The sequence below is a fragment of the Sorangium sp. So ce590 genome (assembly GCF_051521365.1).
Taxonomy (GTDB): Bacteria; Myxococcota_A; Polyangia; order Polyangiales; family Polyangiaceae; genus Sorangium.
This window is the reverse complement of the sequence record NZ_CP150346.1, coordinates 5,326,657-5,346,634: the sequence shown is the minus strand read 5'-3', so window position 1 is coordinate 5,346,634 and position 19,978 is coordinate 5,326,657. Positions and strand designations below refer to the sequence as shown.

General features: G+C 69.9%; 12 protein-coding genes and 1 pseudogene. 10 read left to right on the top strand and 3 right to left on the bottom strand.

Annotated features, from left to right (window positions below; translation table 11 throughout):
* Positions 1–352: 352 nt before the first annotated feature.
* The 10 genes and pseudogenes from WMF28_RS20220 (at position 353) to WMF28_RS20175 (ending at position 16,265) form a co-directional block, all read left to right on the top strand.
* The gene (locus tag WMF28_RS20220; protein ID WP_437603893.1) at positions 353–595 is read left to right on the top strand and encodes an ABC transporter substrate-binding protein; all 243 of its coding nucleotides are present in this window, start codon (positions 353–355) and stop codon (positions 593–595) included.
* 17 nt (positions 596–612) lie between these two features.
* Positions 613–1,262: pseudogene (locus WMF28_RS20215) on the top strand (ABC transporter substrate-binding protein).
* A gap of 55 nt (positions 1,263–1,317) precedes the next feature.
* Positions 1,318–2,115 (top strand): nitrate ABC transporter permease, encoded by a 798-nt coding sequence (gene ntrB, locus WMF28_RS20210; protein ID WP_437603892.1) that lies wholly within the window; start codon positions 1,318–1,320, stop codon positions 2,113–2,115.
* A 5-nt stretch (positions 2,116–2,120) separates the two neighbouring features.
* On the top strand, positions 2,121–2,951 hold the full coding sequence (locus WMF28_RS20205; RefSeq protein WP_437603891.1) for an ABC transporter ATP-binding protein: 831 nt from the start codon (positions 2,121–2,123) through the stop codon (positions 2,949–2,951).
* Positions 2,948–3,829, top strand: coding sequence for an ABC transporter ATP-binding protein (locus WMF28_RS20200; protein ID WP_437603890.1), 882 nt, complete (start codon positions 2,948–2,950; stop codon positions 3,827–3,829). Before WMF28_RS20205 ends, WMF28_RS20200 begins: the two co-directional genes overlap by 4 nt.
* Before the next feature lie 352 nt (positions 3,830–4,181).
* A complete protein-coding gene (locus WMF28_RS20195; protein ID WP_437603889.1) occupies positions 4,182–9,242 on the top strand; it encodes an AAA family ATPase in 5,061 nt (1,686 codons plus the stop codon).
* Between the two features lie 177 nt (positions 9,243–9,419).
* On the top strand, positions 9,420–10,454 hold the full coding sequence (locus tag WMF28_RS20190; protein WP_437603888.1) for a sugar-binding protein: 1,035 nt from the start codon (positions 9,420–9,422) through the stop codon (positions 10,452–10,454).
* 53 nt (positions 10,455–10,507) lie between these two features.
* Positions 10,508–12,031, top strand: a complete 1,524-nt coding sequence (locus tag WMF28_RS20185; RefSeq protein ID WP_437603887.1) for a sugar ABC transporter ATP-binding protein — start codon at positions 10,508–10,510, stop codon at positions 12,029–12,031.
* Between the two features lie 37 nt (positions 12,032–12,068).
* Positions 12,069–13,214, top strand: coding sequence for an ABC transporter permease (locus WMF28_RS20180; RefSeq protein ID WP_437603886.1), 1,146 nt, complete (start codon positions 12,069–12,071; stop codon positions 13,212–13,214).
* A gap of 375 nt (positions 13,215–13,589) precedes the next feature.
* Complete coding sequence (locus tag WMF28_RS20175; protein WP_437603885.1) at positions 13,590–16,265, top strand: glycoside hydrolase family 15 protein; 2,676 nt, start codon at positions 13,590–13,592, stop codon at positions 16,263–16,265.
* A 94-nt stretch (positions 16,266–16,359) separates the two neighbouring features.
* On the opposite strand, the gene WMF28_RS20170 is transcribed toward WMF28_RS20175, so the two are convergent.
* The 3 genes from WMF28_RS20170 to WMF28_RS20160 are packed head-to-tail and all read right to left on the bottom strand — an operon-like array spanning position 16,360 to position 19,938.
* Positions 16,360–17,445 carry an NAD(P)H-dependent flavin oxidoreductase gene (locus WMF28_RS20170; protein ID WP_437603884.1) on the bottom strand — a complete coding sequence of 362 codons (1,086 nt, stop codon included), beginning with the start codon at positions 17,443–17,445 and terminating at the stop codon, positions 16,360–16,362.
* A 52-nt stretch (positions 17,446–17,497) separates the two neighbouring features.
* Complete coding sequence (locus tag WMF28_RS20165) at positions 17,498–18,667, bottom strand: ATP-binding protein (protein WP_437603883.1); 1,170 nt, start codon at positions 18,665–18,667, stop codon at positions 17,498–17,500.
* Positions 18,664–19,938, bottom strand: a complete 1,275-nt coding sequence (locus WMF28_RS20160; RefSeq protein ID WP_437603882.1) for a sensor histidine kinase — start codon at positions 19,936–19,938, stop codon at positions 18,664–18,666. Before WMF28_RS20160 ends, WMF28_RS20165 begins: the two co-directional genes overlap by 4 nt.
* Positions 19,939–19,978 lie beyond the last annotated feature (40 nt).

The following is a 19,978-nucleotide window of genomic DNA, read 5'->3' as shown; positions in this document are numbered from 1 at the left end:
AGGAGGTACGCGCATCAATTCGAATGCAGAAAAAACATTCCACAGAAACTTGATTGAAACACGCACCCATGCATCGTACTTGGCGGATCATGGGCCCATGTAGGGTTGATGTCATCCAGGGCAAACTCCCGCTGCGCGATCGATCTCCTCCCGCCGATCCGCTGCGGAGCTGGCCTGGCCCACCGTCGAACGAACAGGCGATTTCACGGACGGCGCCCCCGGAGCGCAACCCGTCCGTTCTGCCCTGGCCGGCGGGCGCGTATCTCTCCACGCGCCCGCGGCCCTGCGGTCATTCACAGCAAAGGACGATCGAATGAAGAGACGAGAACCTTCGCGTGAGGCACCGAGCGCCATGCCCCTCGAACGCCGGCGCTTTCTCGGCGACGCCCTCGGGCTCGGGGGAGCAGCGCTCCTCCACGCCTGCGACTCACGCTCCGGCGAGCCGGGGCCGCCGGCGGCCAACGCCGCGCCCCTCGTGGCGGCCGCCGACAGGCCGGAGGTGTCCGAGCTGCGCTTCGGCATCATCGCGCTGACCGACTGCTCGCCGCTCGTGATCGCTCATGAAAAGGGGTTCTTCAGGACGTCGCGCTCGTGACCATCCCGCCCGCGCAGATGGTCGCCAACATGAAGGTGGGACAGATGGACGGGTTCTGCGTCGGCGAGCCGTGGAACGCCAGGGCCATCGCCGATCAGATCGGTTACACGGCCATCACCACGCAGGAGCTCTGGAAGGACCCCCCGAGAAGGTGTGCGCGTTCACCGCGGAGTTCGCCGACAGGAACCCGAGGACGGTGAAGGCGGTGCTCAAGGCGCTCCACGAGGCGAGCGTCTGGCTCGACAAGCTCGACAACCGCCCCGAGCAGGCCGACATCGTGTCGAGGCCGACGTACATCAACTGTCCGCCGGAGCTCATCCTGGGCCGGCTCCAGGGGCATTACGACTACGGCGACGGTCGCAAGAAAGAGGACAGGGACTACATGATCTTCAGCGACCGGGGCTGCAATTACCCGCAGGCGAAATACGCGCTCTGGTGGCTCAGCCAGTTCCGCCGCTGGGGCATGGTGGAGGGGAAGCCGGACTACGAGGGGGTCGTCAAGCAGGTCATGCGCCCCGACCTTTACGAGGAGGCGATGAAGGAGCTCGGGGTCCAGCACGGCGGCCCGAGCGACCAGCCCGAGACGCTGTTCGACGGCGTGACGTTCGACCCGAAGGACCCGGAGAAGTACGCGACGTCCTTCCCGGTCAACGCCCTGAAGGGATGAACCCCCACATCGCCGGGGGCCGACGGAAAGCGCGGCGGCGGCGGAGGAGTGCTGCATGAGCGAGGCGAAAGCGATCTCTCCGAGGATTCGAGTCGACAAGTTGATCCTGCCCCTCGTCGGGGTGGCGTGCGTGATCGGGCTATGGGCCATCGCGAGCAGCCTGTGGACCCAGGCGCTGCCCTCTCCGCTCAAGACGTGGGAGGTGAGCAAGCCTTACATCTTCGAGCCGTTCGAGAAGCGGGGAGAGCTCGACCAGGGCATCCTCCGCTTCACGTGGTACTCGCTCCAGCGGGTCGCGAAGGGCTACACCCTGGCGATCCTGCTCGGGATCCCCATCGGCTTCTTCCTCGGCGCCTCGAAGCTGTTCAGGACGAGCTTCGATCCGATCATCCAGATCCTCCGCCGGGTCTCCCCGCTCGCGTGGCTCCCGCTCGGGCTCGTGCTCTTCCAGAAGCCGGACCCGGCCGGCGTCTTCACCATCGCCATGTGCTCGATGTGGCCGACGGTCCTGAACACAGCGCTCGGGGTGCGGTCGATCCCGCAGGATTACATGAACGTCGCCCGGGTGCTCCGGCTCTCGCGCATGAAGACGCTGATCAAGGTGCAGCTCCCCGCCGCGCTGCCGTACATGTTCACGGGCTTCCGGCTCAGCCTCGGCATCGCCTGGCTGGTCATCGTCGCCGTGGAGATGCTGACCGGCTCGCCCGGGGTCGGCGGCTTCCTCTGGCAGGAGTACAACAGCCTCATCTACGAGCACATCATCCTGTGCATCATCACCATCGGGCTCGTGGGCTTCCTGCTGGACGCGCTCATGAGCCTCGTCGAGCGCAGGCTCAAGCTGGCGGGAGGGTGACGGCCATGGCGCTCCTCGAGCTGCGCAACGTCGGGAAGAGCTACGGCGCCGGGGCCACCCGCGCCGAGGTGCTCAGGGACATCGACCTGGAGATCGAGAAGGGCGAGTTCGTCGCCGTTGTCGGCTACTCGGGGGCCGGGAAGACGACCCTCATGTCGCTCATCGCCGGGCTCCTGCAGCCGGATACCGGGGTGGTGACGCTGAACGGGAAGGCGGTCGAGGGGCCGGGGCCCGACCGCGGCGTCATCTTCCAGAACTACTCACTGCTGCCCTGGCTCTCCGTCTACGAGAACATCCATCTCGCCGTGGACCAGATCTTCTCGTCCTGGCCCGCGGAGAAGAAGCGGGAGCACACCGAACGAACCATCGCCATGGTGAAGCTCACCCCGGCCCGCGACAAGAAGCCGGCGCAGCTCTCCGGCGGCATGCGCCAGCGGGTCTCGGTGGCGCGGGCGCTCGCCATGGAACCGGAGGTCCTCCTGATGGACGAGCCGCTCGGCGCGCTCGACGCGCTCACGCGCGCGACGCTGCAGGACGAGATCGCGCGGATCTGGCGGGCGACCCGGAAGACCGTGCTCCTCATCACCAACGACGTCGACGAGGGCATCCTCCTCGCCGACCGGATCGTCCCGCTCAGCAAGGGCCCGGGCGCCACGCTCGGTCCCGGGGTGATCGTCGATCTCGAGCGCCCGCGGGATCGCAAGGCCATGAACCACGATCCGCGCTTCAAGGAGATCCGCGGCGCCGTCATCAACTACCTGCTCGGCCCGGGCGCCGGGCCGATGGCGGGCAAGGGCGTGTCCGGCGCAGCGCGGGAGGCGGAGGCAGTCGCATGAAGAAGTATCTCGAGATCTGGAATGTCACAAAGACGTTTCCCACCCCGAAGGGGCCTGCGATCGTCGTCCGGAACTTCGACCTGAACCTGAAGAGGGGAGAGTTCCTGTCGCTCATCGGCCACTCCGGCTGCGGCAAGTCCACCGTGCTGTCGATGGTCGCGGGCCTGAGCGAGATCACGAGCGGCGGCATCGTCCTCGCGGGCAGGCAGATCCACGGCCCCGGCCCGGACCGCGGGGTCGTGTTCCAGTCGCCCTGCCTGCTGCACTGGATGACGGCGCTCGAGAACGTCCTGCTCGGGGTGGAGCAGGTCCACCGGCAGAAGAGCAAGAAGGACTGCATCGAGATCGCGACGCACTACCTCGATCTGGTCGGGCTCGAGGAGTCGATGCACAGGAAGCCGCGCGAGCTGTCCTCCGGGATGCAGCAGCGCGTCGGGCTGGCGCGCGCCTTCGCCCTGTCGCCCAAGATGCTCTTGCTCGACGAGCCCTTTGGCATGCTCGACTCGCTCACCCGGTTCGAGCTCCAGGAGGTGCTCATGAACCTGTGGGCAGAGGACCAGAAGACGGCGCTGATGGTCACGCACGACGTGGACGAGGCCCTGTTTCTGTCGGACCGCATCGCGATGATGACGAACGGCCCGGGGGCGCGCGTGGGCGAGATCCTGGAGGTACCGTTCCCGCACCCGAGGGACCGTCAGGCGGTGCTGGAGGACCCGATGTACTATCCCCTCCGAGAGCGGCTGATCACGTTCCTCGAAGCCCAGGCGTACAAGGACAAGCCCGCCGTGGACACCGCGCTCGAGCGCGCCCCGGAGGCCGCGGTGAAGACGGGCCGCTTCTGGACCGCGCTCTGGAAGGGGAGCAGGACGTCGGCGTAGCGCCGCAAGGTGGATCGCTCGCCTCCTGTCCCCCGCGAGATAGCCCACAGCGCCTAGCGCGCCGCGACAGGGACGCGGCGGCGCGCAGCTCCCGCGGCGCGCCCGTCGCCGGGCACGACTGCCGAGCCCGGTTCGAATAAGAGAGCTGGGACACAAGGACCGCAAAATCTCAACGAGATACGAATGGACGCCCACAGTTCGATGGGGAGCCGCGGACCAGCGGTCTAGACAGAATCCGCCCACGGTGCGATCCTGCAAGACCACCGTCCGTCGTGTCTGCTCGGCGTGAGCGGCAGTGTCGGCCGGAGGTCCAGCGCCGTGGCGAGGTGAGATGCTCTCCGCAACCTGTACTGTGAGCCAGCAGATTTACAGCGACTCGAGCATCGAGGTGTTCGAAGGCACCTGGGGCGACCAGCGCAAGCCTGCTGTCTTCAAGGTACTGAAGAGCGAGTTCCCGAGCTCGCGCGAGCTCGCGGCGCTCCGGCACGAGTACAACGTCCTGTGCGAGCTCGACGTCGAGGGCGTCGTCAAGGCGTACGGGATCGAGAAGCACAAGAACGGCCTCGCCCTCGTGCTCGAGATGCCGAGCAGGACGACGCTCCACGACCTCCTGCGCGCCGGACGGCTGGAGCTCAAGGCGGCCCTGACGATCGCCCGCTCGGCGGCCCGGATCCTCGACGAGATCCACCGCCGCAAGGTGATTCACAAGGACGTCAAGCCGCGCAACCTCCTGGTCGATCCGGACACGCTCGATGTCCACTTCGTCGGCTTCGGCATCGCCACGCTGCTCCCGCAGGAGACGCAGCAGGCGGTGAGCCCCGAGGCGCTCGAGGGGACCCTCGCGTACATGTCGCCCGAGCAGACCGGCCGGATGAACCGCGTGATCGACCGCCGCACCGACCTCTACTCGTTCGGCGTGACCCTCTACCAGATGCTCACCGGCGTCCTGCCGTTCAGCGAGAGCGATCCGATGGATCTCATCCACGGCCACATCGCGCGGACGCCCGTGGCCCCGCCCGAGCGGGTTCCGGACATGCCCGAGGCGGTGTCGCGGATCGTGATGAAGCTCCTCGCCAAGAACGCGGACGACCGGTACCAGAGCGCCTTCGGCCTGTTCGCCGACATCGACGCGTGCCTCCGCCAGCTCTCGACCTCCGGCGCGGTGGCGCCCTTCGCGCTCGGCGAGCGCGACATCCCGGACACGCTGCGCATCCCGCAGAAGCTCTACGGCCGCGCCGAGGAGGAGCGCGCGCTGCTCGCCGCCTTCGAGCGCGCCGCAGGCGGGGAGGGCGAGCTCCTCCTCGTGTCGGGGTACTCGGGCATGGGCAAGTCGGCCCTCGTGAACGAGATGCACAGGGCCATCGCCCAGCGAGGGGGCTATTTCACCGCGGGCAAGTTCGACCAGCTGAACCGCGGCGCGCCGTACACCTCGCTCGCGCGGGCGTTGCGCGAGCTCGTCCGGCACATCCTCACCGAGCGGCCGGAGCAGCTCGCGCGCTGGAGCGCCGAGCTCGGCCGCGCGCTCGGCACGAGCGGGCAGCTCCTCGTCGACCTGATCCCGGAGCTCGAGTGGATCGTCGGCCCGCAGCCCCCGGTCCAGCAGCTCGCGCCGGCGGAGTCGCAGGGCCGCTTCCACGCGATCTTCAAGGCGTTCGTCCGCGTCTTCGCGACCGCCGAGCACCCCCTCGTCCTCTTCCTGGACGACCTGCAGTGGGCCGACCCCGCCTCGCTCAAGCTGCTCCAGGTCCTCGCCGCGGATCCGGAGCGCGGCCACCTGCTCGTGATCGGCGCCTTCCGCGACAACGAGGTGTACGCGGCTCACCCGCTCCGCGTCGCGCTCGGCGAGATCGAGAAGGCGGGCGCGCCGCTCCGCGAGCTCAGGCTCGAGCCGCTCGCCCTCGCCGACGTGGCCGACCTGCTCTCGGACGCGCTCTCCGCGTCCCGCGCCGAGGTCGAGCCGCTCGCCCGCGTGGTGTTCGACCGGACCCAGAGCAACCCGTTCTTCGTGCGGCAGTTCCTGGTCTCGCTCCACGCCGAGGGCCTGCTCCGCTTCCACGCGGGCGCCTGGACCTGGGAGCTCGACGGCATCCGGCGGCGCACGGTCACCGACAACGTCGTCGAGTTCATGGCGCGCAAGATCGAGGAGCTCGATCCCGAGCTCGTGCGCGTCCTCCGGCTCGCGGCGTGCATCGGGCACGAGTTCGACCTGCGCACGCTCGCGGTCATCAGCGAGCGGCCGCCGCACGAGACCGTGTCGGCGCTGTGGAGGATCCTGCAAGAGGGCCTGATCGCGCCCGTCGACGCCGACTACCGCCTCGCGCACGCGACCGACGGCGAGGCGCAGACCGGCGTCGACTGGCGGGTCGACTACCGCTTCTTGCACGATCGCGTCCAGCAGGCGGCCTACTCGCTCCTCGGCGAGGATCACAGGAGGGAGGTCCACCTCAGGATCGGGCGGCTCATGCTCGCGAGCCGCGAGGGCGCCGCGCGGGAGGAGGCGCTCTTCGACATCGTCAACCACGTCAACATCGCGGCGCCCATCGTGACCTCCCCCGCGGAGCAGGCCACGGCCGCCGAGCTGAACCTCGCCGCCGGCAGGAGGGCCAAGGCGGCCACCGCCTACGAGGCCGCCGCCGGCTATTTCCGCGCGGGCATGGGGTTTCTGCCCCGCGGCGGCTTCGACGACCACTACGAGCTCGCCCTCGCGCTCCACAGGGAGCGCGCCGAGGTCGAGTCGCTGTGCGGCGCGTTCGAGGAGGCCGAGCGGCTCTGCGCCGCGGCGCTCGCCCGCGCCCGGACGGCGATGGACAAGGTCTCGATCCACCTGGTCCAGGCGAACCAGTACCTGCTCCAGTGGCGCAACCACGAGGCGACCCTGGTCCAGAAGGCCGGCCTGCGGCTCCTCGGGTGCCCCATCCCCGAGGACCGGGACGAGGTCGCCGCGCTGCTCGAGCGGGAGCTCGAGGCGGTGCCGGTCCTCCTCGGAGGGCGGAGCATCGAGGAGCTCGCCCACGCCCCGAGGACGACGCGCCCCGAGCACCCGGTGACGCTGGAGCTGCTCGTCAACCTGTTCTTCGGTGCCTACAACTCGAGCGATCAGACGCTCGCGAACCTCGCCATCGTGAAGATGGTGACGCTCTCGCTGCAGCACGGGAACAGCGATATGTCCGCCTTCGGATACGTCGCGTACGGCATGGTGGTGGGCCCGCTGCTCGGCGAGTACGAGACGGCCTATCGGTTCGGCCGGATGGCCATCGAGCTCGCCGACCAGCTCGACAACCTCGTCCTCCGGGCCAAGACCTACCACATCTTCTCCGCGGACGTGCACAGCTGGACGCAGCCGCTGCGGAGGGCAGATCCCTATTACGACCGCGTCTACGATCTCGGGCTCCAGGCCGGCGACTGGACGGCCATGGGCTACATGATCAGCCAGAGCGGCGCGGACCGGCTCACCTACGGGATGCCCCTCGCGGAGCTCGCGCAGCTCACCGACACGCACCTCGCGTTCCTGCGGCGCGCCCGGAGCCAGGACATCATCGATATCCTCCTCGCGGGCGTGATCCAGCCACTGAAATGCCTGCAAGGGCTCACGAAGAGCCGCCTCAGCTTCGACGACGGCGCGTTCGACGAGGCGTCCTACACGGCGAGGCACGGCGGCTCGCCCTACCACATGGGGTGGCTCTTCTACGCCAAGATCCGGAATGCCTATCTGTTCGGCGACAGGGCGAGCTTCGCCGATCTGATGCCGAAGCTCGCCGTGATCGAGGGCGCCTTGCCCACGCACGCCAAGGTGCCCGAGGCGACGTTCTATGCGGGGCTCATGCGGATCGCCGCGTGCGAGAGCGCCGAGGGCGCCGAGCGGCGGGAGCACGAGGAGCACCTGGAGCGGCTCCTCGTGCGGATGAAGCGGTGGGCCGACGCCGGGCCGGACAACGTCCTTCACAAATACCTGCTCCTGCTCGCCGAGCAGGCCCGCGTCGAGGGGCGGAGGGCCGAGGCCATGGACCTCTACGAGCGGGGGATCGAGGCGGCGCGGCAGGCCGACTACATCAACAACCAGGCGCTCGGCAACGAGCTTTACGGCAGGTTCTGGCTCGCCCAGGGCAGGGCCGAGTTCGCCGGCATCTTCCTGCGCAGGGCGCTCTATCTGTACGAGCGCTGGGGGGCGAGCGAGAAGGCCGAGGCGCTGCGCGAGGAGCTCGCGCCGGCCGTCTCGTCGGCCGAGGGCGGGCCTCTCGCGCTCTCGCCGACGAGCACCGCGCCGCGAGGGCTCGCCGCGGGGGAGAGCTTCGATCTCGCCACGGTCCTCGAGACAGCACAGGCCATCTCGCGCGAGATCGTGCTGGACAAGGTGCTCGATCAGGTGCTGCGCATCGTGATCAAGAGCGCCGGGGCGAGCCGGGGGTTCTTGATCCTGTCGCGCGGCGAGGTGCTGACGGTCGAGGCGATGATCTCGGTCGATCCCGACACGGTGAGCCTCGGGCTCTCGATGCCGCTGGAGGCGCGCCTCGATCTGGCCCGCTCGGTCGTGCACTACGTGGCGCGCTCGCGCGAGGCGCTCGTGATCGGGCGCGCGACGGACGATCCGCGCCTCGCCGGCGATCCGCACGTGATCGCGCGCCGGCCGAGATCGATCCTCGGCTTGCCGCTCCTGCACCAGGGCCGGCTGAGCGGCGTGCTGTACCTGGAGAACCACCTCGCCGAGCACGCGTTCACCGCCGATCGCATCGAGCTCTTGCGGCTCCTCTCCTCGCAGGCCGCGGTGGCGGTCGAGAACGCGCTGCTCTACACCGGCCTCACGGCCGTGAGCGCCGAGCTCCGGGCGGCGAACGAGCGGCTGGAGCGGGAGGTGCGGGAGCGCACGGAGGAGCTCTCGCAGGCGAACGAGCGCCTCTCGGCGCAGGGCGAGGAGCTCCGGGAGACCAACCTGCGCCTCGTGCACGAGCTCGGCGAGCGCGAGCGCGCCGAGGAGGCCCGCGCCCAGCTGCATGAGGAGGTGATCCGGTTCCAGCGGGCGAAGATCTCGGAGCTGTCGACCCCGCTCGTGCCCATCACCCACGATGTCATGGTCATGCCGCTCATCGGCACGCTGGACGAGGAGCGCTCAGAGGACGTGCTGCAAACCCTGCTCGACGGCGCGGCCAGGAGCAGCGCGCGCGTCGTCATCATCGATGTCACCGGGATCAAGGGGGTCGATCACCGCGTGGCGAGCGCCCTGATCAACGCGGCGAACGCCCTCCGGCTGCTCGGGGCCCAGGCCGTGCTGACGGGCATCCGCGGCGAGGTCGCCCAGGCGCTCATCCGGCTCGACATCGACCTGTCGCGTATCGTGATCCGCGGGACACTGCAGAGCGGGATCGCCTACGCCGTCGGCCGATCGGGCGGCGCGAGCCATTCGGGGTCGCGTGTGTAGGGGCTCGCCGGATGTCCCTACGTCGAATCGTGTAGACAGCTCTGGAGCGGATGGCGCATCATGAGCTCGCCAGTCCGTCGGGGGGTGCCTGTTTCATCGTGCGCCGTGCGGTCGCACGAGGCGTCCGGATCCGTCGAACAACAGGGCGGCTCCTCGCGGGTGGAGGGGGTGAGGCGTATGGTCCATAGAATCGGTCGGTTCATCGTCGGGGTCTGCGTGGCGGCGGGGCTCGCGGCCCTGGGCTGCGACAACGGCAGCGGCGCGCCGGGCGCGCCGGCAGAACGCGGCAAGCCGAAGCTCGCCTACATCACGAACGGGGTCGCCCCGTTCTGGACCATCGCCGAGAAGGGCGTCATCGACGGCGCGAAGGAGTACAACGCCGAGGTGAGCGTCGTGATGCCGAGCGACGTGAACGACCAGATGCAGCGGGTCGAGGATCTCTTGATCCGCGGCGTCGACGGCATCGCGATAAGCCCCATCGACGCGGAGAACCAGGTCCCGCTGCTCAACAAGGCGGCCGCCAAGACCAAGCTCATCACGCAGGACTCGGACGCTCCGAAGAGCGAGCGGATCGTGTACATCGGCATCGACAACTACGTCGCTGGCCGGATGGCGGGGCAGCTCGTGAAGGAGGCGATCCCCGGCGGCGGCAAGCTGGCGATCTTCGTCGGGCGGCTCGAGGGGGACAACGCCCGCAAGCGCCGCCAGGGCGTGCTCGACGAGCTGCTCGATCGCCCGGACAACAGCGCCGGGAACGACCCGCTGAACCAGGAGCTGAAGGGGGCGAAGTACACCGTCATCGCGACCGTGACGGACCAGATCGACGCGGCCAAGGCGAAGAGCAACGCCGAAGACATGATGTCGGCGCACCCGGACCTCGTCGGCCTCATCGGTCTGAACGCGTACCACACGCCGGCCTTGCTGGAGGCGCTCAAGCAGGCGCGGAAGATGAGCGCGATCCAGGTCGTCGGCTTCGACGAGCAGGACGCGACGCTGCGCGCGATCCAGGACGGTGAGGTCGTCGGCACGGTGGTGCAGAACCCGTACATGTACGGCAAGGAGTCGGTGCGCGTGCTCGCGGCGCTCGTGCGGGGCGACAGCTCCGTCGTGCCCCCGAACGAGTTCATCTCGCTGCCGGCCCGGCAGATCCGCAAGGGCAACCTGGGCGAGTTCTGGGCGGATCTGAAGCAGAAGGCAGGCAAAACCGAGTGAGCCCTCGGGCGGGCCGCGCGGCGCGCCGCCCGGGCTGACGACCCCTGAAGCGAATGAAAGCCTCCTCGCCCGACCTGGACGCGACACCGCTGCTCGAGGCGCGCGGCCTGACCAAGCGCTTCCCCGGCGTGCTCGCGCTCAGCGACGTTCACGTCGCGCTCGGCCGCGGCGAGGTGCTCGGCATCGTCGGCGAGAACGGCGCTGGCAAGAGCACCCTCATGAAGATCCTCGCTGGTGTCGAGGCGCCCGACGCCGGCGAGATGCGCCTCGACGGGCGGCCGGTCGCGCTCGGCTCGGTGAGGGAGGCGCTCTCCCGCGGGATCGCGCTCATCCACCAGGAGCTCAACCTGGCGGAGAACCTCGATATCGCGGCCAACATCTTCCTCGGCCGGGAGCCGCGGCGGGGCGGCTTCCTCGACGAGGGCAGGATGGAGCGGGAGGCGCGGGCGATCATGGCGCGGGTCGGCCTCGCGTGCTCGCCGCGCGCGCTCGTCGGCGGCCTGTCCCTCGGGCAACGTCACCTCGTGGAGATCGCGAAGGCGCTCTCCGCGAACGCCCGGGTGCTCATCATGGATGAGCCGACGTCGTGCCTGTGCCCGCACGAGGCCGAGGTCCTGTTCCATGTGGTGCGGGAGCTCCGCGCGGGCGGCATCGGCGTCGTGTACATCTCTCACCGCCTCGGCGAGGTGACGGCGCTGTGCGATCGCGTGCTCGTGCTGCGCGACGGCGAGAACGCGGGCGAGCTGCCGCGCGACGAGATGAGCCACGATCGCATCGTGCGGCTGATGGTGGGCCGGGATCTCTCCCAGTTCTATCCGCACGTCCCGCACCCGCCGGGCGCGCCGGTGCTCGAGGTCTCCGGCCTCCGGACGTCGCGGCACCCCGAGCGCGCGCTCTCGTTCACGGTGCGCGCCGGCGAGATCGTCGGCGTGGCGGGGCTCCTCGGCGCCGGGCGCACGTCGCTGCTCCGGACGCTGTTCGGCGTCACGCCCGCGGCCGGCGGCGCCGTGCGCGTGGCCGGGCGGGCGATCACCCCGCGCACGCCGCGCGACGCCATCGCCGCCGGGATCGGCCTGGTCCCGGAGGATCGCCAGCAACAGGGCATCATCCTGGAGATGGCGATCCGGGCGAACGTGAGCCTGCCGAGCCTCCGGAGGGCGCAGCGCTACGGCGTCCTCGACCGCGCGGACGAGCGCCGGATGTCGGCGGCGATGATCCGAGAGCTCGGCGTGCGGACGCCGTGCGACGTGCAGCCGGCGCAGCACCTCTCCGGCGGCAACCAGCAGAAGGTGGTCATCGGAAAGTGGCTGTCGATGTCGCCGCGCGTGCTCCTCCTGGACGAGCCGACCCGCGGCATTGACGTCGGCGCGAAGCACGAGATATACCAGCTGATGGAGCGATTGGCCGCGAGCGGCATGGCCACCCTGTTCGTCTCCAGCGACATGGAAGAGGTGATGGGCATGTCCGATCGGGCGCTGGTGATGCACGAGGGGCGCATCGCCGGCGAGCTCGGCCGCGCCGGGCTGAGCGAGGAGGCGATCCTGCAGCTCGCGACCGGCAGCGACGCCGCGGCGTGACACGGAGCCATCGAGACGGGGCCGAGGCCAGAGGAGCATGCCTGTGACGACGACACGTGATCTCCGGGCGCGCGGCTCCGCGCCGCCCGCGCCGCCCGCGCCGCTCGTGCCGAGCACGCGGCGGAAGGTGCTCGGCGTCTTCTGGCTGCTCCTCGCCGTGTCGCTCGGCACCGCGCTCATGAACGGCAGGTTCCTCCTGGCGGAGAACCTCGAGAACCTGATCCGGCGGACGGCGCTGTTCGGCATCCTCAGCATCGGCGCGGGCTTCGTGATCATCACGGGCGGTATCGACCTGTCGATCGGCTCGGTCGTGGCGCTCGCCGGCTGCATGCTGCCGTGGCTCCTCTCGGTCCAGCACTGGCCGCCTTCGCTGGCGGTGCCCGTGCTGCTCGGCATCTCGCTCTGCATCGGGCTCGCGCACGGGCTGCTCATCACGAAGCTCCGGCTCCAGCCGTTCGTCGTGACGCTCTGCGGGCTCCTGCTCTACAGGGGCACCGCGCGCGGGATCTCGGGCGACCAGACGCAGGGGTTCGGCATGGGGTTCGAGTCGCTGCGCTACCTGTCGGTCGGCAGCCCGTTCTCCATCCCCGTGCCGTTCCTCTCGTGGATCTCGGAGGGGCGCTTCAGCCCGTACGCGGTGCACCCGTTCACGGGCGCGAGGACGCGCCTCGCGGCGATCACGTGGATCGATATCCCGATGCCGTTCCTCCTGTTCCTCGCGATCGCGATCGCGGCGTCGATCTTCCTGAACCGCACCATTTACGGCCGCTATCTGATGGCGCTCGGCCGCAACGAGCAGGCGGCGCGCTACAGCGGGGTCGACACCGACAGGATGACGATCCTCGCCTATGTGCTGTGCTCGGTGCTCGCCTGCTTCGGAGGCATGCTGTTCGCGCTGGAGGTCAACTCGGCGCAGCCCGTCGATTTCGGCAATTTCTACGAGCTCTACGCGATCGCCGCCGCCGTGCTGGGCGGCTTCAGCCTGCGCGGAGGCGAGGGCGCGGTGCTGGGGGTGATCCTCGGCACCGCGCTGATGCAGGTGCTGCGCAACGCCATCAACATGCTGGGCGTCCCGACGCAGATCGAGTTCGCTGTGATCGGCGCCGTCATCCTGATCGGCGTCATCGCGGACGAGCTGGTCAGGCGCTATGCGGCGGCGCGGCGCAGGGCGGTTGGCTCATGAGATCATGAGCTCGCGGCGGCGCTTCCAGCAGGCCGCCGCCGAGATCGACCGAGGCCCAGCAAACGCCCCGGCGGCGCGACGCCCGCGGCCGCTGCCGCCGCCGCAGGACGCGCCTCGCCGCGTCGACACGGTGCGCAAGGCGCAATGTCGCTGTCCTCGCCACGAGCCCGGCATGGCGGCGCGCGAGAGCGTGCAGATCGCGTGCTATGCTGAAAGCTCGCCGGCGTTCCACGCGGAGCAGGAGCGAGCAGCGGCCGGGGGGAGCCGGGCCGCGGACCGCCTGCGTCACGTGGAAATATCAATTAAATCGCTGGCTTACGATAGCCGTGGAGAGGCCTTCACGCGGTGATGCCCGCGTGGAAAGGGGATGGCGTGATGCGGAAGCGGATTTCTTGTGACGCTACAATTGTTCATCTGGCGCTGGGGCTCGTCGGCTGTGTGGCCGGCGCCGAGGAGCCGTCGCGTGGGGCGTCGGCCGTCCCGATCGGACGCGGCGTCGCGGCCCTGACGGGCGCCGCGGGCTCAGGGGTCGCCTCGGTGTGGGGGCCGGCCGAGAAGTCGTTCCTGGGCACCTCGACGACCACGGCCTCGCGGGTCTATTTCACCGGGCACCGCGGCATCGTGTCCGAGGTGTTCTATCCGGTGCTCGACACGGTCAACTCCGTCGACTTGCAGTTCCTGGTGGGGGATACGGCGAAGACCTTCGTCGACGAGGAGAAGCAGCAGAGCTACAGCGTCACCCAGCCGGACAAGCGATCCATGCGGTGGCAGGCGGTCACCAGCAACAGCGGCCACAACTGGCGGATCACCAAGACCATCTTCGCCGATCCCGGCCGCAGCTCGCTGATCCAGCGCGTCCAGTTCGACGCGCTGAACGGCAGGAACGTCACCCAGTTCAACCTCTACCTGCTCCACAACCCGGCGATGGACAACTCCGGGGCCGGCGACAGCTCGAAGACCGCGACGGCGGGCGGGCGCACGATGCTCGTCGCCTCGGAGAACAGCCGCGTCTCGGCGCTGGCCATCTCGCGGGCGTGGAAGACGCTGACCTCGGGCGGCCCGCCGATGGTGTCGAGCGGCTTCGTCGGCGAGACGGACGGCTTTACCGACCTGCTCGGCGGCAGCGCCGACAGGACCATGAGCTGGCGCAACGACCTGGCGAGCGGTGGCAACGTGGCGCAGATGGGCTGGGTCGACCTCGGCGCGAGCGCCGTCACCAGCGTCTCGTTCGACGTCGTGCTCGGCTTCGGCGCCACCGAGACCGAGGCGACGACCACCGCGAACGCGACGCTCGGCAGCAACCTGACCACCCTGCGAACCACCTACGACAGCGGGTGGAACAGTTACACAAGCGGGCTCAACAACCAGGGCGGCACCGCCGATGACCAGTATTACCTCGCGGCGATGTCGCTCAAATCGATCCAGGACAAGTCGAACGGCGCCATGATCGCCGGGATGGGCACGCCGTGGGGCGAGACCAACGGCGACGCCAACAACGGCGGGTACCACCTGGTCTGGCCGCGCGATCTGTTCAAGTTCGCCAGCGCGCTCGTGACCGCCGGAGACACGGCGGCCGGGACCGCGGTGGTCAACTACCTGTTCAACACGCTCCAGCAGTCGAGCGACTGCGGCGTCGCCGAGTACAACGCGCCGAGCTGCCCGCAGGGCTACACCCGCGTCGGCCGCTTCCCGCAGAACGCCTGGGTCAGCGGCTGGCAGTACTGGCAAGGCACGCAGATGGACGAGCAGGCGATGCCGATCATCCTGGCCTGGCGCCTGGGCCCGTCGGTGTCCAACCCGCTGTGGCCGAAGATCAAGAAGACGGCCGACTACATCGTCAACACCGGCCCGTGGACCCAGCAGGAGCGCTGGGAGGAGAACGCCGGGTACTCGCCGTCGACCATCGCCGCGGAGATCGCCGGCCTCGTCTGCGCGGCCACGATCGCGCGCGCGAACGGCGACACGACGAGCGCGGCCCGCTACATGGCCGCCGCCGACGTCTGGCAGCAGAGCGTCGACCGCTGGACGTTCACGAACACCGGCTATCACGGCGACGGCAAGTACTACATCCGCATCAACCCGTCTGCGCGGGGGAACACCGGCACAGGACCGCAGGTGTATAACCCGGTGTCCGGGCCGGACGCGGCGATCTCCTTCACGATCGGCAACGGCGGTGGCACGCACGACCAGCGCTACATCGTCGACGGCGGGTTCCTCGAGCTCGTCCGGATGGGGGTGAAGCGCGCGGACGATCCGTCGATCCTCGCGACGCTGCCGGAGTACGACCTCATCCTGAAGCGCAACATCGCCGGCAAGGGCGACGCCTGGTTCCGCTACAACTACGATGGATACGGCGAGAAGAACGACGGCAGCAACTTCGACGGCACCGGCGGCCGGGGCCGGCTGTGGCCCATCTTCACCGCCGAGCGCGGCATGTTCAAGATCGCCGGCACGGGCGTCGGCAGCGATGGCAATCCGTTCCTGACCGCGGTGAAGGCGTTCTCGACGCCGCAGGGCTTCATCCCGGAGCAGGTGTGGAGCGAGACGACGGACGTCACCGGCTGGCAAGTGGTGAAGCCGGCGACCGCCACGGCGGGCACCCCGACGAGGTCGATGAGCCCCCTGAACTGGGCGATGGGCGAGTACATCAGCCTGCTGGCGTCGATCCGCGCGGGCAAGGTCGTCGACATCCCGTCGGTGGTCTGCAGCCGCTACAACGCCTGCGTCGTGCCGCCCGCGTCGGGCCAGGCGGGCGTCGTGTTCAACGCGACCGCGACCACCGTGGTCGGCCAGCACGTGTACGTCACCGGCAACACCGCGGCGCTGGGCAGCTGGAATACCGATCTCGGCATCCCGGTCGATCCGCGCAGCTACCCGGTGTGGACGAACCGCGCCAACCTGCCGGCCAGCAGCGCCCTGCAGTACAAGTACTACCGCAAGAACGCCAATGGCACCGTGACCTGGGAGAACCGGCCCGGCGGCGGCAATCGCACGATGAGCACCCCCGCGTCCGGCGGGACGCTCACGCTCAATGACACGGTGATCTGGTAAGATAAGCGCGGCGCGGGCGAGGGGAGGGGGTGAGCGCCGCGGCGACCGACGGGCGAGCTGGCCGAATGGCTAGCTGGCCGCCCGGCTCGCCCCCTCAAAGCTGCATGAGCCCGCGAATCACCTGCTCGGTCTGCTCGGCGAGCGCCGCCAGGAGCTCGGCCGCCGGCCGCGGCCTGGCGAGGGCGGCGCTCTGGCCGGCCCAGAGCGACAGGTAGTCCTCGCGCCCCGCCGCCGCCGCGGCCCGGCGGATCGGCTGGGTGAGCCAGTTCTGGACCGGATACTCCGGCACCTCGGGCTCGTGCGGCGTCAGGGCCTCGACGAACGCGTTGGGGATGCCCCGCGCGGTGCGGCCGGAGAACACCCGCGTGAGCACGGTCGTACGCGCGTGCGGCGAGGCCAGCGCGCTGCGGTGGCCGGCGCTCGCCCCCGACTCCTCGCACGCGAGGAAGGCCGTCCCGATCTGCACCCCGCTGGCGCCGAGCGCGAGCGCCGCCGCGACGCCGCGGCCGTCGGCGATGCCGCCCGCGGCGACCACCGGGGCCCGCACCGCGTCCACGACCTGCGGGACGAGCGACAGCGTGCCGACCAGCGACTCCCGCACGGGCCGCAGGAACGCGCCGCGGTGCCCCCCCGCGTCGCTGCCCGAGGCGACGATGAGGTCGACGCCGGCCTGATCGAGCGCGATCGCCTCGTCGACCGTGGTGGCGGTGCCGATGACGGCGATCCCCCGCGCCTTCGCCCCCTCGATGACCGGGCCGGGCGGAACCCCCATGACGAAGCTCAGGACCTGCGGTCTCGCCTCGAGCGCGGCCTCGACCTGCTCCTCGAAGCGCGGAGCGAACGCGCGGGGCACCTCGGGGTCGGGCAGGTCGAGCTGTCGCAGCATGGGGCGCAGGCGCGCCACGTGCTGCTCGAGCGCCGCCGGATCGAGGGTGGTGGGCTCTCCGGGCTGAGGCACCCAGAGGTTCACCGCGAAGGGGTGCGGCGTGAGCCGCCGGAGCTCGGGGACGAGGTCGGCGATCTGCGATGGCGTCAGGGCGTGCGCCCCGAACGAGCCGAGCCCGCCGGCGTTCGAGACGGCGGCCGCGAGGGCGGTGGTGGACAGGCCGCCCCCGAAGGGGCCCTGGATGATCGGGAGACGCAGGCCGAGCTGTCGGGTGAGGCGCGTATCGGTCCACATGACGGAGCATGGTAGGCGACGGGAGATCGCGCTCGAAGAAAGCTGCGTCGATTCAGCTGCTCCTCTCTGCCTCCAGCGGGAGCGTGAAGAACACCCGCGTTCCCCGGCCGAGCTCGCTCTCCACGCGGATCGTGCCGCCGTGGCGCTCGACGAGGCTCTTGCAGATCGAGAGGCCGAGCCCCGTGCTCTTCTCCCCGCCCGTCGTCCGGGTGCTCGTCCTCTGGAACTTGCGGAACACGCCGCCTATCTCCTCCGGGGGAATGCCGAGGCCCTGATCCTCGATCATCACCTCGACCGCCCGACCGAGCCTCCGCGCGCGCACCGTCACCGTCGTGCCCTGGTGAGAGAACTTGAAGGCGTTGCTGAGCAGGTTGCTCAAGACCCGCTCGATCCGCTCGACGTCGCAGCGGATGAGCGGGAGACCGGCGGGCACATCGACCGCCATCGTGATCCCCTTGCGGCGGGCGCCGTGCTCGTTCAGGGAGGCCGCCGCCGCGATGATGCCGCGCAGGTCGGCGTCCTGCAGGCGAAGCGCGATGTTCCCGTGCTCGAGCGTCGTGATGTCGAGCAGATCCTCGACCAGCTGCAGCGCGAACTCGGCGTTGGCCTGGATCTTCAGGAGGTGGCGCTGCGCGTCCTCGCGCGCGGCGAAGGCGCCCCCGAGCTGCATCGTCGAGAACCACTGGATCGCCGCGATCGGATTGCGCAGATCGTGCGCGGCGATGCCCACGAGCTCATGACTCCGCTGGCTCAGCTCGGCGAGGCGCTGGTTCTCCCGGCGGAGCGCCTCGGCGCTCGCCTCCAGGCTGGCGAGGAGCCGCCTTTTGTCGCTGAGGCGCTCGTGGAGCGCGAACGCGTCCCGCACGACGCCGGCGAGCGCCGGCGGATCCCACGGCTTGGGGATGAACCGGTACACGCCGCCGGCGTTGATGGCCTGGATCGCGGCGCTCGTGTCCGCATAGGCCGTCATGAGGAGCCGGACGGTATCCGGAAACTCGGCCTTGATCGCCGCGTAGAGCTCCGTGCCGGTCATGCCCGGCATCCGCTGGTCGCTGAGGACGACAGGGATGGGCCGCTCGCGCAGGAGCGCATGGCCCTCTTCGGCGCTCTCTGCAGTGAGGACCTCGTAGTCGCGCCGGAGCTCGCGGCGGAGCGCCTTCAGGGTCTCGCGCTCGTCGTCGACGATGAGCAGCGCGCGGCGATCGCCGGGCGCGCGCGTCACCGTTCGAGCCCCTTCGGCAGCGTGATCGTGAAGGTGCTGCCGGCCCCGGGGGTCGAGCGGACCGAGAGCGTGCCCCCGTGCTGATCCACGACGATCTTGTGCGAGATGGTGAGGCCGAGCCCCGTGCCCTGCCCGACGGGCTTGGTCGTGAAGAACGGGTCGAAGATCCTGCCGCGGACGTCATCGGTCATCCCGGCGCCGTTGTCCTCGAAGTCCAGGGCGACCCGGCGCCCGTCGTCTCGCGCGCGGATCGCGATGCGACCGTTCCCCCGCCCGCGGCACTCGACCGCCTGGACCGCGTTGATGAGGAGGTTCAGGAACACCTGGCTGAGCTCCGCCGGCTTGCAGCGCACCTTCGGCAGGTCGGCCCACTCCACCAGCACCTGTACACCGCCGCTCTTCAGCGCGGGGCCCGCGATCGCGAGGGTGGTCTCCAGGCTCTCTCTCAGGTCGGACTGCTCCACCTCGGCCTGGTCGAGCCGCGCGAAGGTCCTGAGATCCGCGACGATCTTCTGCACGCGCGCGAGGCCGCCCAGGGTGCCTTTCACGAGATCGCCCGCGTCCTCGCGCAGAAATGCGAGGTCGGCGTCGTCCCGGAGCGCCTCGGCGACGTCCGTCACGTCGCCTGGGCCCCCGCGGAGCGCGGCCTCCTCGAGCGCCGCGTAGGCGGCGCACAGCCGCCCGAGCGACTCTCCGAGGGTGTGCACGTTGCTGCGGACGAAGGCGAGAGGGTTGTTGATCTCGTGGGCCACGCCGGCGGCGAGCTTGCCGAGGGCGTTCATCTTCTCCGAGTGGACGAGCATCGACTGCGTGGCGCGCAGCCGCGCGAGCGACCTCTCGAGCGCCTTTTGCTCGGAGACGAGCCGCCGCTGGAGGCTCGAGATCCTCGAGTTCAGCGCGGACACCTCGACGACGACGCGCTCGAGCTCGACGACGTCGAACTCGCCGAGGATCAGCAGCTCATCGCCGAGCCGCCACACCTCCCCCCGGAGGCTGTGCGCGATCGAGCGGAGGTCCCCGAAGTGCAGGATGCCGCGGTGGATCGGCGCCTCGCGGCCGTGCCCTGCCGCGGCGAGCTGCGGGAAGCTCGGGCTGACGAGGCGGGCCGGCTCACCCGCGTGCCCGAGCAGCCGGCGCATGCCGCGGTTCGCGAACCGCGGCGCGCCGTCCGGCGAAAAGACGCCGACCGCCAGCGCTGTCGAGTCCATGAGGAAAGCGCCGGCGAGCTCTGCGGTCCGGCCGCAGAGCTGCCCTCCCGCCGGCGGGGCCACGCGCGCCCTCTCTTCGCTATCTCCTCTGCTTCGCGGCTCG

Bases quoted from the DNA above. Each gene is read 5' to 3' on its own strand.
- WMF28_RS20200 (WP_437603890.1), top strand. From the start codon at position 2,948: ATGAAGAAGTATCTCGAGATCTGGAATGTCACAAAGACGTTTCCCACC.
- WMF28_RS20185 (WP_437603887.1), top strand. From the start codon at position 10,508: ATGAAAGCCTCCTCGCCCGACCTGGACGCGACACCGCTGCTCGAGGCG.
- WMF28_RS20220 (WP_437603893.1), top strand. From the start codon at position 353: ATGCCCCTCGAACGCCGGCGCTTTCTCGGCGACGCCCTCGGGCTCGGG.
- WMF28_RS20205 (WP_437603891.1), top strand. From the start codon at position 2,121: ATGGCGCTCCTCGAGCTGCGCAACGTCGGGAAGAGCTACGGCGCCGGG.
- WMF28_RS20170 (WP_437603884.1), bottom strand. From the start codon at position 17,445: ATGTGGACCGATACGCGCCTCACCCGACAGCTCGGCCTGCGTCTCCCG.
- WMF28_RS20190 (WP_437603888.1), top strand. From the start codon at position 9,420: ATGGTCCATAGAATCGGTCGGTTCATCGTCGGGGTCTGCGTGGCGGCG.
- ntrB (WP_437603892.1), top strand. From the start codon at position 1,318: ATGAGCGAGGCGAAAGCGATCTCTCCGAGGATTCGAGTCGACAAGTTG.
- WMF28_RS20180 (WP_437603886.1), top strand. From the start codon at position 12,069: ATGCCTGTGACGACGACACGTGATCTCCGGGCGCGCGGCTCCGCGCCG.
- WMF28_RS20175 (WP_437603885.1), top strand. From the start codon at position 13,590: ATGCGGAAGCGGATTTCTTGTGACGCTACAATTGTTCATCTGGCGCTG.